At 45.3% G+C, this 17,651-nt stretch carries 7 protein-coding genes; 4 read left to right on the top strand and 3 right to left on the bottom strand.

The genetic code is table 11. From position 1 onward, the window contains the following. Window positions 1-75: 75 nt before the first annotated feature. Both DBK98_RS05745 and DBK98_RS05750 read right to left on the bottom strand, forming a co-directional pair. Complete coding sequence (locus DBK98_RS05745; RefSeq protein ID WP_032536456.1) at window positions 76-2,112, bottom strand: beta-L-arabinofuranosidase domain-containing protein; 2,037 nt, start codon at window positions 2,110-2,112, stop codon at window positions 76-78. A 36-nt stretch (window positions 2,113-2,148) separates the two neighbouring features. Next, complete coding sequence (locus tag DBK98_RS05750) at window positions 2,149-4,212, bottom strand: beta-L-arabinofuranosidase domain-containing protein (RefSeq protein ID WP_005812097.1); 2,064 nt, start codon at window positions 4,210-4,212, stop codon at window positions 2,149-2,151. A 277-nt stretch (window positions 4,213-4,489) separates the two neighbouring features. Between DBK98_RS05750 and DBK98_RS05755 the strand changes: the two genes are divergently transcribed. The 3 genes from DBK98_RS05755 to DBK98_RS05765 all read left to right on the top strand — a co-directional run bounded on the left by DBK98_RS05755 (window position 4,490) and on the right by DBK98_RS05765 (window position 10,115). Beyond that, window positions 4,490-5,596 (top strand): family 43 glycosylhydrolase, encoded by a 1,107-nt coding sequence (locus DBK98_RS05755; protein WP_005812095.1) that lies wholly within the window; start codon window positions 4,490-4,492, stop codon window positions 5,594-5,596. Between the two features lie 101 nt (window positions 5,597-5,697). After that, the gene (locus tag DBK98_RS05760; RefSeq protein ID WP_005779224.1) at window positions 5,698-7,512 is read left to right on the top strand and encodes a glycoside hydrolase family 2 protein; all 1,815 of its coding nucleotides are present in this window, start codon (window positions 5,698-5,700) and stop codon (window positions 7,510-7,512) included. 95 nt (window positions 7,513-7,607) lie between these two features. Further along, on the top strand, window positions 7,608-10,115 hold the full coding sequence (locus DBK98_RS05765) for a glutaminase domain-containing protein (protein ID WP_032536455.1): 2,508 nt from the start codon (window positions 7,608-7,610) through the stop codon (window positions 10,113-10,115). Window positions 10,116-10,483: 368 nt separating this feature from the next. Here the strand turns inward: DBK98_RS05765 and DBK98_RS05770 are convergent, their stop codons facing one another. Continuing rightward, window positions 10,484-14,101 carry a glycoside hydrolase family 38 C-terminal domain-containing protein gene (locus DBK98_RS05770; RefSeq protein WP_032536454.1) on the bottom strand — a complete coding sequence of 1,206 codons (3,618 nt, stop codon included), beginning with the start codon at window positions 14,099-14,101 and terminating at the stop codon, window positions 10,484-10,486. Window positions 14,102-14,445: 344 nt separating this feature from the next. Here DBK98_RS05770 and DBK98_RS05775 point away from each other — a divergent pair, with 344 nt between their 5' ends. Next, entirely contained in the window at window positions 14,446-17,646 is a 3,201-nt protein-coding gene (locus DBK98_RS05775) for a TonB-dependent receptor (RefSeq protein ID WP_032536453.1), read from the top strand. Window positions 17,647-17,651: the final 5 nt, after the last annotated feature.

Below are 17,651 nucleotides of genomic sequence, written 5' to 3' on the forward strand. Positions count from 1 at the left end.
CCCACAGGGAGAAGAGGAAAGAAGGCTTATGTGTGAATATTAAGTTGTTTTTGTTATCACTGTTTGTTGCGGAAATCAATGGGAAGCTCCTACTACCGGAAATTCCGTTATTCTTAAGGTAGTGCATCCGTAAGGAATCAATGTGATCTCTGTTTCCGGTCCCTCACCTCCACTACAGAAAGAATAGGGTTGAGGCCCTGCCATCTCGTTGTAAAGTTTCCATGACGGTATCAGCCTTGCCTTCATCCGTATCTCTATCGGAGCATTTTCTTTATTCCAGGGGAATATGTAAGATTGCTTTTCCGGATGAATCGTTACCCGGGCATGTTCATTCGCTTTGCTGCGGTTGAAGTCTACCAGACCGTAATTCCATGGTTCTGTTGGAGTCACTGCATAATAATACGGGCCGTACCAAGGTTCCTCAAACTTTTTCTTTTCCCATTTCTCTTCCATCTTCAGGGCAAATACCAATGGGCCACGTTCAATGGCTACCGAATTTTCATACCAGGTATCGGCAGTGACTTCCATCGGCAGATGTAGTTCCACGCGGTCTCCTTTTTTCCAGATACGGTCTACAACAGCCATCCGTCCACCTTCCACATGCTGAAGAAGCTGGCCGTTGACTGATATACCGGCTTGTTTGCACCATTTGGGGATGCGTAACTGAAGGGCAAAGTTGACTTCTTTCCGTTTCTTGTCCATAGATTGGAGTGTGAAACTGATTTTATCATCCATCGGATAGTAAGTGTCTTCACGGAAAGTCACCATGCAGCCTTCTGCTACCTTGGCCGTCACCTCCGATGGGGCATATGCTGTAACAGCCAGTCCGCCATCCGGTGTGGCATACCAAAGGCTCTGCGTGAATTTGGGCCATCCTTGGTGCATGTTCGATGCGCAACAAGGATATCCTGTCAATAGTCCGAAACAGTTGTCCGTTCCTCCATGATCCTGATCGAAGTTGCGGCGGTGGCGTGTCACCATTACCTGATTAGCTTGCTGGAAATATTGTTTCGTCATGAAATCGTCAGAAATCTGGGTGGGCAGTGCATTGAATGCAATCCTTTCCAGATGGTCGGCGAAGTCGATATCTCCCGTGATCTCTACCATTTTCTCCAGCGAATACATCAGTTCCACTGCCGAACAAAGTTCGGAACCCTGAGTTGGATTATTGCCATGCAAAGCTTCGTCACCGCCATACATTCCCTGGGGCTGACCGTGAAACTGGCGAATATCACTGAAAGCACGTTTCACTGCATCGAGATATGCCTTGTCCGGTTCTTGTTGATAATAGATGACAGGTTCTTTGATGCCTTGCGCCAGGTTGACGCAATGAATTGTGTTGATGCGTCTCAGGTCACCCCGGTTCACCATGTCTACAAAACTAAAACTCTGTTTATGGATCAGTTTGCCAAGATCAAGGAGGAACGAATCTCCGGTGATATTATAAAGCCAATACACAGCCTGAAGATTATCACAAGCACGGAATTCTGCCCAAAAGGTCCAGTTGCCCAGTGGTTTTTCCGGTAAAGTTTTCAGTTGGTAGCGGAAATAGTTGGTCATGAACCTGATAACCCGCTGGTCATTGGTGGCGGAATAATATTGTTGAAGTATCTTTAACATTACCATGCGTGGCCACCAGTCGTGTGAGTTGTCCCGTTGTATGCCGGCTTCTCCCGGATAGTCTTTGGCCGGGCCAAAGAATCCGTCTTCCCGCTGGCTATTTAAAGCCCATTCTATCCAGGGTTGTACTTTGGCCTTCAGCTGTGTGTCGTCCAGAAGGTATGCCAGTGGGAGTAATCCGTCAATCCAATACGGTCCTCTTTCCCATTGGTCACCGTCGCCGCCGAGCCAACCGTTGCGCTCGCCCATCACTAACGGATACAGTTTGTCCATTTGTCCGGTAGCCCCGTTTTTCTGCCTGACCAGCATTTCCTGCAGCCATCCTTTAGCTTTGATACTGCCCAATGGCAGTTCCATAAAAGGCTTGCGCACCAACGGATAGCGGTTGTTGGTATAATTTTCGGGGGTATCGGCCCGGAGCCCGCTTCCTAAAGAAGAGAAGCAGAGACTCAGTCCGATAAGCAGATATGTAAACGTATTCTTTTTCTTCATGAGTGTTTTTCTATTAATGTTTGGGTACAGAAAGTTTTATTCTCTGGTGTTCGGGAAAGCGGAAACACGCAGCCTGGCTGCTCCCATCGGTATCAGTGTAATTTCCTCTTTCTCTCCTTTCGGTGCATCCATTTCAGGGAGTTCGCTGCACAAATCGTATTGGTCGATGATCCATGAAGGAACTTTCCGTCCGATGGCTTTTACTTCAATCGGTGTACTTGCTACGGTGAACGGGAAGTTATCTGCCGGCCATTCTTTGCGTACTACTTTAAAGTCTTTCAAAGGTTTGTCCTTGCCGAGTACCAATGCGTAGTTCCAAGGAGTTTTTGCATAGATCTCGTATGTCGGCCATTGGCTGGCGTCGGCGCCTTCCTGCCATTTGGAGTCACCGATAGCCGTAGCGCGGCTGTCCTTTTTCACATAATCTTCGTCAATTTTCAGTGACATTGTCAACGGACCGTAGTCTACGCTTACACTGTTTTTGTTCACTTGCCATGTACGCATCGAAAGTTGCATCGGCAGCTGAATTTCCACTTGGTCATTGTCTTTCCATTCGCGATGGATGCAGGCATATTGTCCGGCTTCGGGGTTGGCCGCTACCTTTTTGCCGTTAACAAAGATAGTCGCACCCTCTGTCCATGAAGGAATTCTCAGGTAGAAGGGGAAACTTACTGCTTTCGGAGTATTCACCGTAAACCGGATCGTTTCCTCAAAAGGATAGTTAGTCTGTTCGTGAAGAGTTATTTCGTTTCCGTCACCCACTTTCACTGTTGCTTTGCAGGCAGCATACATAGCGGCTGCTATACCGTTATCCGGACTGGCCAGAATCAGATGTTCGGCATAGTAAGGCCATCCCTGTGCATGATTGTGCTGGCAGCAACGGCTACTGAAGGGATTCATTGCCAGGAAAGGTCCCCGGTTATCGATGCCCGGATGATGGTTCTTTGAGTCACTGACAGTTTGATTGGGACAAGTGATATAACGCAAACCCTTGAAGTCCGGCATTACGGCAGCCGGATAACTGTTGAATGCCACCTCTTCGCAGTGTTCTGCCCAAAAAGGATCGCCGGTCATACACAGCATCAACTCGTCCGAGGCCATCTGTTCCACCAATCCGCAGGTTTCTACTCCCTGGCGCGGGTCAATTGATCCCATACGTGCATTTTCATCGGCACCGAACATACCGCCCGGCACTTGTCCGAAAGTACGGCGGATCAGGTTGTGCACATTATAAGATGCTTTCAGCAGGGTCGAGTCTCCCGTCATCATATAATAGGTAGCCGGTTCGCGGAAACACTGCGCGATGTTCACGTTGTGCCAGTTTGGCAATGCCGACGGACGGGTCCAGTCTGCTGTGTTACGGTGTATTTTCTCAGCCAGTTCCAGTAAGAACTGATCTCCTGTACGGTTATAGAGCCAATATACGCTTAACAGGTTGTCCCCGCCACGGCTGTTCTCCCAATAATCTTCCAGAAACTGTTCATCCGGTACACTCAGTTGCCATTTGAAGTAATTGGTCATCAGGTCAATAACCCGTTGATCATTTGAATATTCGTAATAGGATTGAAGACACCAGAGCATGATCATCTGTGCCCACAACTCTCTTTTTCCGTTTCGTTCGTTGATAGGACCGAAATATCCGTCAGGCTGTTGGCTGGCAAATGCACCTTCAAGCCATATCTTGGCCTCGTCGATCATTTTCTGATCCTTTAATATATAGGCCAGGTTTCCATATCCTTTCAGCCAGTAGGGAACCTCTTCCCATCCATGGTCTCCTCCTTGGGTCAGCCAGGCATTGTTCTCCTTACCCAGCCATGCGCTGATTTCATTCAGATGCCCCGTCAGTCCATCTTTCTGTAGTTCCAGATATTTCTTTAACCATCCTTCGGGTTGGATACTTCCTACAGGTAGTTTAATGAAGTTCATCGGTTTCAGTGGCAGGCGGTTTCCTACATAATTTACGTTGGTTTGTGCACAGTCGGGCCGATTCACTATAGCTACTGCCGACGATGATTGATCGGAAGTGCACGATGCTGCCAGTAATCCGGCGGTAATCAGGATTCCTGCCAGGCCTCCTTTCAGATTTTTCATCTTTTTCATGTTTGGGTGCTTTTACTTATGGTTATTATTTAGGGGTTATTTCGATACAAATCAGTAGCTTCGTCTGATATCATGCTACAAAGTTTGTGAATTCTGCATGAAATGTGTGAAACAAACTATTCAATAAATAGCAATTACTGACCAATAAGATGTGAAATACAGGTTCAGTGAACAATAGGAGCATAAAAAGAACAGTTTCTTTTGTTTATTGAGCAGTATTTATCCCTTTATTCAACGAAAATGTTTTTTCTTTGTAGCATCTTAATAACGAAAAGCTATGAAAACAAAGATCTACCTGCTATTTATTACTACCTTATTCTTCTGCGCCGGTTGTGGAAACAAGAACGGCGGGCAGAAACAGAGGTCGGTAAGTGCAGCAAAGGATACATATGTAAATCCTTTGTTTCCGGAAGGAGCCGATCCGAGTGCTCTGTTCCATAATGGCAAGTATTATTATACACATGGGACAGAAGATAAAATCCTGCTTTGGGAAACGTCTGACATTACCGATATGGCTCACTCTGTTTGTAAAATGGTGTGGCGTCCGGAAGATCCGTCCAATTGTTGTCACCTCTGGGCACCGGAGATTCATTATATAAATGATAAATGGTATATTTATTATGCTGCCGATGATGGCAATACGGACAACCATCAGTTGTACGTACTTGAAAACTCTTCTCCCGATCCCATGCAGGGTAAATTTGAAATGAAGGGGAGCATTATGACCAATCCCGAATGGAATTGGGGTATACAAGCCACTACTTTCGAACATAAGGGAGTTCGTTATTTAGCCTGGTCCGGTTGGCCCAAGAGAAGAACCAATGCTGAAACTCAATGTATCTATATTGCCCGGATGAAAGACCCGTGGACACTTGACTCTCTCCGTGTCTTGATATCCAGACCCGAATATGAGTGGGAACGCCAGTGGGTAAATCCGGATGGTAGCCGTACGGCTTATCCTATTTATGTGAATGAAGGACCTCAGTTCTTCCATTCGAAGGATAATAAGACATTGATTCTCTATTATGCCGCCAGTGGTTCATGGTCACCTTATTATTGCATCGGAATGCTGACTGCCGATGCCGAAAGTGATCTGCTCGATCCGGCCTCTTGGACAAAAAGTCCGGTTCCGGTATTCCAGCAATCGTTGGAAAACGAAGTATACGGTCCGGGTGGTCTCTCGTTTGTTCCGTCGCCCGATGGCACGGAGTGGTATATGATTTACCATGCCCGTCAGGTAACCAACGGAGATACCGGTAGTCCTGAGACCCGCAATCCGCGGATACAGAAAATAGGATGGGATGCTAACGGAATGCCCGATTTAGGGATTCCGGTTCGTGCAGGAGTCGCCTTGCCGAAGCCTTCGGGTACTCCCTTGAAATAAAATAGTTATTTAGAACGTTTTTCCTTAGTTTGACAGGTAGCCGACTACCTGCCCCGGGGAACGTATTGCGTAATCAATAGGTTAAACATAATTTTAAGACAATGAAAAAGAGCATTTTAATTGCTGTTCTGACAGCGTCGATGGCTACTTCCGCTTTTGCACAATGGAAACCGGCAGGAGACAAAATCAAGACAAAGTGGGCTGAACAGGTAAACCCTGAGAATGTACTACCCGAGTATCCGCGTCCGGTAATGGAACGGGGAGAGTGGAAAAACCTCAATGGTTTGTGGAATTATGCCATCACAGAAAAGGGAGCCGTTCCTTCGGCTTATGAAGGACAGATCCTGGTTCCTTTTGCCGTAGAGTCCAGCCTTTCAGGTGTTGGTAAGAAAGTAAGTCCCGATGAGGAACTCTGGTATCAGCGTAACTTCACTGTACCTGCCACTTGGAAAGGTAAAAAGGTGATGTTGAATTTCGGTGCTGTAGACTGGAAAGCCGATATTTGGGTGAATGATATTAAAGTAGGGCAGCATACCGGCGGATTTACTCCTTTCTCGCTTGATATTACAGCTGCTTTGGCTGCTAAGGGAGACAATAAGCTCGTAGTGAAAGTATGGGATCCGACAGACCGCGGACCTCAGCCTCGCGGCAAACAGGTGAACCGTCCCGAAGGTATCTGGTATACGGCCGTGACAGGTATCTGGCAGACTGTTTGGATGGAACCTGTGGCCGAACGTCATATAACGAATGTTCGTACTTCTTCGGATATCGACCGAAAGAAACTGACCGTAGATGTTGCTACCAGTACCGGTTGTCCTTCCGAAGTTATTGAAGTGAAAGTGTTCGATGGCAAACAATTGGTTGCTACCGGAAAAGGACTGAATGGCCAGACCATCGACATTCAGATGCCTGCCGATGCAAAATTGTGGAGTCCTGCCTCTCCGGCTCTCTATTCCATGCAGATAGCTCTGTTGAATAATGGTAAAGTGACTGATAAAGTAGACAGTTACACAGCTATGCGTAAATATTCTACCCGTCGTGACAAGAACGGAATTGTACGTCTGCAACTGAATAATGAAGATGTGTTCCAGTTTGGTCCGCTCGATCAGGGTTGGTGGCCCGACGGGTTGTATACAGCTCCGACAGACGAGGCGTTGGTGTATGACATCCAGAAAACCAAAGACTTCGGATTCAATATGATCCGTAAGCATGTGAAGGTGGAACCGGCACGTTGGTATACACACTGCGATAAACTGGGTATCATTGTATGGCAGGATATGCCGAACGGTGACCGTGAGCCGGAATGGCAGATGTATAATTACTTCACGGGTAACGAGCTGAATCGTAGTGAAGAGTCGGAACAGATTTATCGTAAAGAGTGGAAAGAGATCATGGACTATTTGTACAACTATCCTTGCATCGGTGTATGGGTTCCGTTCAATGAGCGTTGGGGACAGTTCAAGACCGAAGATATTGCGGCATGGACAAAGAAGTATGATCCTTCACGCTTGGTGAACCCGGCAAGTGGCGGCAATCATTTCCCTTGTGGTGACATTCTCGATTTGCATCATTATCCCAATCCGTCCCTCGACTTCTATGATGCCGGACGTGTTACTGTATTGGGTGAATATGGCGGTATCGGACTGGCATTAAACGAACACCTTTGGGAACCGAATCACAACTGGGGATACGTAAAGTTCAATTCTCCGGAGGAAGTAACGAAACAATATGTTGAGTACGGCAATGAATTGTACCGGTTGATTCAGCGAGGTTTCTCGGCTGCTGTCTACACACAGACCACTGATGTGGAAATGGAAGTGAACGGACTGATGACATATGACCGTAAGGTGATTAAGGTGAATGAAGCCCAGGTGAAGGCTATCAATACCAAGATATGCAATTCTTTAAATAAGTGATTAGAGTAGGGTGTCGATAGGTACACAAGTTTTTGATTAAGGTATAGATTGTTGAAGGATACGATTTTGAGTGAAACATACAAATAAATAAAATAATGAAAAAACTATTTGCAATGGCTTTAGCAGTCGGTATGCTATGTAATGCACAGGCAGCCGATTTGTACAAAGCGAGTAAAAATGTAGCTTTGCGTGCTCCGGCAGTGCCTCTCATCACTTCCGACCCTTATCTGTCCATCTGGTCGCCCACAGATGCACTGAATGAAAGCAGCACGATGCATTGGACCGGAACGGAACATCCTTTGTTGGGTGCCATACGTGTGGATGGGAAAACCTATCGTTTTATGGGCAAAGATAAGTTGAACCTTGAGACTCTTGTTCCGATGACGGATACCGATACCTGGCAGGGAAGTTATACTTTTGACCAGCCGGCTGCGGGATGGAATACCCTTTCGTTCAATGCTGCCGGATGGAAAGAGGGACAAGGTGCTTTCGGTACTCCCGATATGCCTCGTGTCCAGACTCGCTGGACTACTCCGGATATCTGGGTTCGTCGTGAATTTCAGATCAATGACGACCTGAACGGAGAAACCATCTATCTGAAATATTCGCACGACGATGTATTCGAACTCTACCTGAATGGTGAAAAGCTGGTTGCTACGGACTATTCATGGAACAACGACGTATTACTCGAACTATCGGACGCAGCCAAGAAGAAGCTGCAAAAAGGAAAAAACGTACTTGCCGCACACTGTCACAACACAACAGGAGGTGCTTATGTAGATTTCGGCCTTTATCGCCTGAACAAACAGACGACGGGCTTTGAGACGGCAGCCGTTCAGAAATCGGTAAGCGTACTCCCCACACAAACTTACTACACGTTTACTTGCGGTCCGGTGGAACTGGACCTGGTGTTTACCGCACCTTTGATGATGGACGACCTCGATTTGTTGTCTACTCCCGTTAATTATATTTCTTACCGCGTTCGTTCGCTGGATAAAAAACAGCACGATGTGCAGATGTACGTGGAGACCACTCCACAGCTTGCCATCAATGAACTGACACAACCTACCCGTTCGAAAGTGATCCGTCGTAACGGTATCAATTACGTACAGGCGGGAACCATCGATCAGCCTATCCTCGGACGAAAAGGAGATGGAATCTGCATTGACTGGGGATATGCTTATCTGGCCGGAAATATAGGTGCCAATACGGCTGTAAGCCTGGGTAACTATTATGGCATGAAGAACGAATTTGCGACTAAGGGTACTTTATTGCCCACGCAAGCCGAATGCGTGACCCGTCGTGCCGACCAGATGCCGGCTATGGCCTATACCGATAACCTGGGCAAAGTAGGTGCCGATGGCAAATCCGGCTTCCTGATGTTGGGATATGATGATATCTCAGCTATTGAATACTTCTACCAGCCTCGTATGGCTTACTGGAAACATGACGGTAAAGTGACTATCTTTGATGCCTTCGAACGTGCCAAGGCCAATTATGCATCTGTTATGGAACGCTGTCGCGCTTACGACCAAATGATTCTGAACGATGCAGAAAAAGCAGGTGGCAAAGAATACTCTGAACTGTGTGCGCTCGCTTACCGCCAAGTGATTGCCGCCCATAAGCTGTTCAAGGATGCGGATGGTAACTTGCTCTTCTTCTCTAAAGAGAACAATAGTAACGGTTGTATCAATACCGTCGACCTTACCTATCCGTCTGCCCCTCTCTTCCTGGCTTATAACCCCGAATTGCAGAAAGGTATGATGACCAGTATTTTTGAATACAGTGCCAGCGGACGTTGGAACAAACCTTTCCCGGCTCATGACATAGGTACATATCCTATTGCGAACGGACAGGTTTACGGAGGAGATATGCCGATTGAAGAGGGTGGAAATATGGTGGTCCTGACTGCTGCTATTGCCAAAGTAGAAGGAAATGCCGATTACGCCAAGAAGTATTGGGATTTACTGACTATCTGGACGGATTATTTGGTAGAATACGGACAAGATCCCGAAAATCAACTTTGTACCGATGACTTTGCCGGGCACTGGGCACACAATGCCAATCTTTCGGTAAAAGCCATCATGGGAGTAGCCGGTTATAGCGAAATGGCCCGTATGCTCGGTATGGATGATGTAGCCGACCGGTATGCCGCTAAAGCCAAAGCCATGGCCACCAAATGGGAACAAATGGCACGCGAAGGCGATCATTACCGTCTGGCTTTCGACCGTGAGAATACCTGGAGTCAGAAATACAATATGATTTGGGACAAAATGTGGAATCTGCACCTCTTCCCCAACAATGTGATGGAGAAAGAAGTCGCTTACTATCTGACCAAACAAAATCTTTATGGTCTCCCGTTGGATTCCCGCAAAGAATATACTAAGTCCGACTGGATTATGTGGAGTGCTGCCATGTCTTCGGACAAAGCGACTTTTGAGAAATTCATTTCTCCCATATATAAGTATGCCAACGAAACCGTATCACGCGTTCCGCTGAGCGACTGGCATTATACCGATAGTGGTAAATTTGTCGGTTTCAAGGCACGCTCTGTAATCGGTGGCTATTGGATGAAGGTATTGATGGATAAAATGCAGAAATAATAAGAACCGGTATATAATAGAGTTTACTGTTAAGGGTTGTATCCAAAGCTTGTTCGGCTTGGACACAACCCTTTCTTAATTTCCCTATAGAAGATACTCCATTGGAGCTCCTAACTAATTAACTAATAAGGATGTTTGGGTGTGAATCAATGCTGGCCGTAGGCCCAGTCTGCTTAACTCACCGAGGTTGGCCAACTTGGATAGGAAGGATGCACTGAAATTCAGGGATATGTCAAGGCAAATCAAACTCTGAGGGGAGTTATGTGAAAAAAGAGTGGCTGACAGTACATAACCATTAGCCACTCTTCTTATTTCTTTGTTTATGCAAGTTAGTAGTTGAATTTCAAATCTTCCACTACTGATTTGCATTATTTATAAACTTCCAGTTCGTAGATACGTGTATCTCTGCCTCCGGTGCTCTGTGTAGGACGGGTCACAAGCAGACGGATGTAACGTACTTTTCCGTCATAGTTCAGCGGACGTGAAATGACATTTGCATGATTACCGTCGATAGCATCCAGAGTGGTCCATTCATCGCCCGGGTTCATTTTCCCTTGCAGGAAGCAACCATTGGTGATGTATGAGTGACTTTCCTGTCCGGCGTTCACCATCTTCCAACCGCTGATGTTTTGTGCTTTACCCAGATCGAAGTCTACATAGTTCGGCGTTTGTGAAACGTCACACCATTTTGTATCCGTCTTGCCATCCAGCAGGAAGTCCGGTTTTTCTTCATCGTTGGTGTATCCTGAACAAGCAATGATTTTAGCTCCTTTCAGGATATTTTCCCGTACTACTTCTTTACCTTCTCCGGCAGTAGCTGCATTGCCTACGTTATTGGTGCGGAAAAGAGCACTGGCTACGGTTGTAACCGGTTCATTTTCGGCAACCAAGGTAGCAGCAAATAAAACCACCTTTTCATTTCGGGGCAAGATTACGCTGGTAGCTCCTTTCGGAATATCCATACCAAACTTGAACATATAAGTGAATTCATAAGGCTGATCACCGTTGGATGCATGGCGGTGTGTACCGACATAGGCAATCTCGGCGTCTTTGAGATATCCTTCGGTGTGTCCTTTATGTCCCCATTGGCCGATGAAGCCGGTATAAGAAGGCACAACGAATGAAGCGGTCTGCTTGCCAATGCGGAAGTCGGCCTGATTGTCTCCTTCGGTAGAGGCGGCGAGGATATAGAGACGGTTGTATTTGTTTCCCGCAGGCAGTTGCAAGGTGTCACCCTCACAAGTCATTCCGTTCGCAATCTCTTTTTCTCCCAAGCGGAAAGTGATCTGACCGGCTATCAGTGAATCCGGCAGGAGCTCGGCAGCAAAAGAATAACCCGATTCGAAGTCGCCTTCTCCGCGGAATTCATTATAAGAAGCACATTTGCGGTCGTAGTCAAGCGGTAAAGCGGCATATTCGATCGGAGATGCCTCACGTCCTGATGGTTTGAGGCGAACCTTGTAAGTTCTTACAGAATAAGGAGTAATGTTTACCTGCAATTTGTTTCCTTCGAAAGTTGCATCGCCGATTGCCTTTTCCGTACCGTTGGCTTCGCTGGCACTGATGATCTCACCGGCAAAAGTCAGTGTGGCACTCTGTGCTTTCCGACCCTCGGTTTCGTATACGCGCACTACATACTCATCGGTTTCTTCCGCTTTTTTCAGTGCTTTGATCAGTACGTTGCGGTTGTCCGAAGAAGCAAACGAGAACGATTTTCCGGCATTTCCTTTGTGCTTTTCAGTACGGAAGGCTTTCAACTGTTGATTCAGTATCTCAGCTTTCTCCACAGTACCGGGCTTGTCCAGCTTTCCCTGATGTGGTACGAGGCTATAAGTGAACACATGATGTCCGAAATCCTGGTGATCCTGATATGCATAACCGTTGCGTGTTTCCGGTGTGTGAAGCAGTGTGAGGCGGATCGTATGGTTATCCGGCTTGTCCCATCCATATTTGCTGTCGTTCATCACCGATACACCATAACTTCCGTCACGATCGGTCAGGTCGGCCCAATATTGTGCATATACTTCATAAGCGGTTTCGATATTATTTCCACGTTCGATGCTTCCGATACCTAAGTCGTATGTAGCTTTCTCGTTCTCAATGTTGAGAGGAAATTCGGCTTTCAGCAGTGCGTTAGTCGATTGCCAGTCTACTTCATTATAGAAGTCGATGCGTTCTGCACGGCTGCCTTCATATAGCCGTATATATTGGCGGAATACCGATTCTCCATGACGTTTCTCTATACAAAGCGATTTACGTAAGATTCCGTTCTCTACTAAAGTCATTTTTACATCATCCGTAATCGAAACCGGAGTTCGGTCAGTTGTCTCTTTCAGCACTTCCCATGCCGGCCAGTTGTACGACTTATTTTGAGTGAAGAGTGCCAGGCGGATTGCTTTCCCGGCTTTCACCAGCTCTTTGCCGTTCTTTTTGTCAGTCAGAGAGACGATATCTCCGTTTTTATCCAATGTAATCTTATACAGGGAGTTTTCCAAAGTATTGACGTTGGGGGCAACATCACCTGTGGCGGTTCCCGATGTGCGTACGTCATATACCACATATCCTGTAGCCGGAACTGTTGCTTCTACCAGGATGCGTGCCTTTCCGTCAGTATAAGAAATGAGCTGTGCAGATACTTTTTTGCCCTTTTCATCGTATACTGTTACTCCTTTAGGAGCTTTCGGAAGGTCAAGTTCGATTTCGGCAATATCTGAAACTGTAAATCCCAGTGCATTATAAAGGATTACCGGAATACCGCTAACCCGTGTATCCAATTCCCTGCCGATGCCATGGATGGAGGAAGTCAGTACATTGGAGAACTGTTTCAGTGAGATCAGTTCATCGTTCCATGAGAATTCGTAGGCACGCGGTATGCTGGTTCCTGTCAGGTCATCGTGGAACTGATGATAAATGAAGCGTTTCCATGCTTCATTGATGGTGCTTCCCGGGTATTTGGCCTGATTCAGCCATTCGGCAGTTACGGCAGCTCTTTCGGCAGCATCTCCCAGCAATTCGTTCTGGCGGTTGTACAATTTCATGGCGGCCTGTGAGGTGTAGCATCCTGTACCATGAACATCCATCAGCAGTTCACCGTCGAATACCGGTAATTCCGGATGATTCTTATAAGGAAGGTAGTCTTTATAAAGCTGGTCGCTGGTCGCACTGACAATTTCTACCGGACCGTTCCCTCGGAGCCCTTTCTCCACAGATCGGACGGACCCCAGTGTCGGTGATCCGCCGATATCGCCTGTACCGTAATATCTGTATACTGTATTAAGAGGTGTACGGCCTGCCAGCTCTTTCAGTTGTTTGTTTTCTGAAAGGTCTTCGTCATTCCATCTTCTGCCATAATCATATCCATGTGCCAGCATGATAGACGATCCGTCTATTCCTTTCCACAAGCCGATTGTAAACGGATGCTTGCTCTTACCATAGAATGGATGCACACGCCAGTCCAGCTTTTGTGAAGAGAAACCAATCAGTCCACAATGTGAAGCGATGGTAGGCAGTGTCCAGCCAAATCCGAAACAGTCGGGCAGGAAGATGTCCGTGCTTTCTACTCCGAATTCTTGTCTGTAATACTGTTGTCCCAGCATAATATTGCGGATGAACGATTCAGTCGAAGGTACCAGAGCGTCCGTTGCGTCCCAGCTACTTCCGGAAATGTGCCAGCGGCCTTCCCCGATGTACTTCTTCATTTCTTCGTATTGTGCAGGGTAGTACTCCTTCATCCAGGCATATTTCACTCCGCCTTCAAAGTTGAACACATAGTTCGGATACTTTTTCAGCAGAAACAGGTTCTGGCTGATCGTATTCCAAACATACTCTTTAATGGTAGTCTGTACATCCCAGTTCCACTGAGTGTCCAGATGGGCATCTGCCACCATGTAGGCTTTCGCCTTTTTTTCCTGTTTATTCCCTTGGGCGTACGAGGCTCCTCCGGATAACAGCAGGGTAGCTGCCAGCATAGCAATGTGTAATTTCATGTTTGCTTAATACATTATTTAATTAATAAATGAGGAATTATACAAAGGTGACCAAATTCGTAGAAAGGAGATGAAAAATACTGTTCAATAAATAGCAGAATCTGTTCAGATGTCGTTTTGAGGCTCTGTGAATAGAGTTGAAATATTGAAAAAGAACAGATTTTGTTGTTTATTGAACGAAAATTATCGTCTTATTAGCTAAATATAACTTTCCTTTGCAATGTTTCGAAACCGTAAGAGCTATACTATGAAATACATCCCGTCTTATATCCCGGGGATTATTTCCATAACGATGCTTTTATACATTAAAGATTTATAGAACCTGTTTTTTAAATTTATGTACTATGCGTAAAAAAGAACAAATGTTTTGGCTCGCAAGTCGTAGCAGAATGTGGCGCATACCACTTTGTATGGCTGCCTTTTCGCTTTTGCCAAGTGCCTACAGTTTCGCCGGTGCCGAAAATCCGGCAGCAGAAACTGTATGGGCTGTGAACTCCGTTCAACAACAACGGACCGTAAAGGGTATAGTTATCGACGCCAATGGCGAAGCGGTAATTGGTGCTAATGTAAAAGAGCCGGGAAGCACGACTGGTACCATCACCGATATGAACGGTGAATTCTCGCTGAGTGTCGGCCCTAAAGCTACACTTGAAATCTCATTTATTGGTTACACAACACAAAAAGTAAACGTAGGCGCATCAAACACAGTTAAAGTAATTCTACAGGAAGACACAAAAGTACTCGATGAAGTCGTTATTACCGGTTTCGGTATGTCACAGAAAAAAGCTACTTTGACAGGTGCCGTTTCTGCGATTAAATCAACGGATATCGAGCGTTCAGCTGCATCTACTGCTTCAGGAGCATTGGTTGGTAAGATCGCAGGTCTGAATACTCGTCAGAATGATGGGCGTCCGGGTGCATCCACACAGTTGCAGATTCGTAATATGGGTGATCCATTGTATGTAATTGACGGTGTACAATCTGATGGAGGACAATTTAATAACTTGGATTTTAATGATATTGAAAACATTTCCATATTGAAAGATGCGTCTGCTGCCATTTATGGTATTCGTGCGGCAAATGGTGTAGTAGTGGTTACTACTAAGAAAGGGCATCGTAATAGTAAAAACACCGTATCCGTGAATGCTTATTATGGTTGGCAGAAAAATTCAGTATGGATTAAACCTTCGGACACTAAGACTTATGTAAATGCTTATGTTGCAGCTGAAACTTGGGCAAGAAAGTCAGAAGGTGATCGTCGCTATCCGAAATCTGAATACGATAAATGGATGGATGGTACTGAAACAGGCTATAAAGGATTCAATTGGCGTGATTATATTTGGACTTCTGCTCCTCAGTATTATATCAACACTAATTTCCAGGGAGGTTCAGATAAGTCAAATTATTATGTTGCTATTTCTCATTTGGGACAAGATGCTACAGTACGTAATTATGGTGGCTTCAAACGTACCAATGTTCAGATGAATATTGATATGAATGTGAATGAAAGATTCAAGATTGGTGCTACTATGAATGGGCGTATTGAGGCTCGTAGAAACCCAGGTGTACCAGGGGGAGATGACTATTGGCTACCTCGTTATGCTGTGATGAAGAATCAGCCGACAAAAGGTCCGTATGCTAATGATAATCCTCTTTACCCGCAAAAGGTTTCATCAGATGATGCTACGAACTTTGCCATTTTGAACTATGACAAGTCTGGTCGTTTGAGTGATGTATGGCGTGTTATCCAGATGCAAGCGACTGCGGAATATGAGCTTATGAAAGGCTTGAAAGCTAAGGGTATGGTAGGTTATTATTTTGCTTATCGTGAAATGGATAATCATGAATATACTTATAAATTGTATCGTTATGATGCTGCTACAGATACGTATCCGGTAGATGTGAATATGAGTAACCCTTATCGTGAACGTATACGTGAGAGAAAAGAAGATATTTTTTCTAATTTTCAGTTGAATTACGATAATAAATTTGGAGATCATTCTATTAATGCTGTAGCTGCCTTTGAAGCTTCTAAGCGTGATGAACCGTTTACGAAAGTACACTCTATTCCTGTTGCCAATAATATGGACCTGATAAACTTCAAAGAAATGGACACTTACGAAGATCTGGGAAATAGAACTCAGGCACGTTTAGGTTGGTTAGGGCGTATTAATTATAGTTATGCCGATAAATACCTTGTTGAGGTTATTGGTCGCTGGGATGGCTCTTGGAAATTTAAACCAAGTAAACGCTGGGGATTTTTCCCTTCGGCGTCTTTGGGTTGGAGAATCTCTCAGGAAAATTTCTGGCAAGAGAGTAAGATGGTAAATGTTTTCTCAGATTTTAAGATACGTGGATCTTATGGAGTTGTCGGTGATGATGATATGGGAGGAGATTATAGTGCTTTTGGTTATATGCCGGGTTACAATTATAACAATGGTGGTGCGGTAATTGACGGGCAATATGTAGTAGGTTCTGATCCGCGTGGATTACCTAATACTACTATATCATGGAAGAAGGCAAAGATTCTTGATATTGGTGTAGATATGGGATTCTTCAATAATCGTTTAAATGCGCAAGTGGATTTCTTCCGTCGCGTGCGTACCGGTTTACCAGCAGGACGTTATGACGTATTACTTCCTTCAGAATTGGGATTTAGTTTACCGAAAGAGAATCTAAACTCAGATGTACATATTGGTTATGATGCTATGGTACGTTGGACGGATAATATTAATGATTTCAACTATAGTGTTGCTGGTAATGTAACCTATTCTCGCTTCTACGATTGGGAACAGTATGATGATCGTCGTAGCAACTCTTGGGATAGATACCGGAATAGTATTTGGCATCGTGTAGGTTATATCAATTGGGGACATGAAGTTGTTGGTCGTTTTAAAGATTGGGAAGATATTGCTAATTATCCTATTGATAATGACCGTAAAGGTAATACAACTATTGTTCCGGGTGACTTTAAATATAAAGATGTCAATGGTGACGGTGTAATCAACGGTATGGACGAACGTCCTATCGGTTATCGCTCTGACTCGACTCCGAACTTAAATTATGGTATTAATGTGGCTGCATCGTGGAAAGGATTTGACTTTGCTATGGATTGGACTGGCTCAGGGCTTAGCTCTTGGGCACAGAGATATGAAACAGCTCGCCCGTTCCAAAACGACGGTAATAGCCCGAGTGAAGTGTTCAAGGATGCTTGGCATTTAGCTGATATCTGGGATGCTGATAGTGAATTAATCCCAGGTAAATATCCATTAGTTCGTTTGGGTGATAACGATAGTAGCTATTGGACGAGTGATTTCTGGTTGCATAATGTACGCTATATCAAATTACGTAATCTGGAATTGGGATATACTTTACCGAAGGTGATTACAACTAAAGCCGGTATAAGCAGCATGCGTGTATATTTGTCGGGAACTAATCTGTTAACGTTCTCTAATGTACCGGTTGATCCGGAAGGTATTGCTGATAATGGTTTGGACTATCCGACTATGCGCGTGATTAATATTGGTGTGAACCTCAAATTTTGATTAAA

The organism is Bacteroides sp. PHL 2737 (genome assembly GCF_004115325.2).
GTDB classification, from domain to species: domain Bacteria; phylum Bacteroidota; class Bacteroidia; order Bacteroidales; family Bacteroidaceae; genus Bacteroides; species Bacteroides hominis.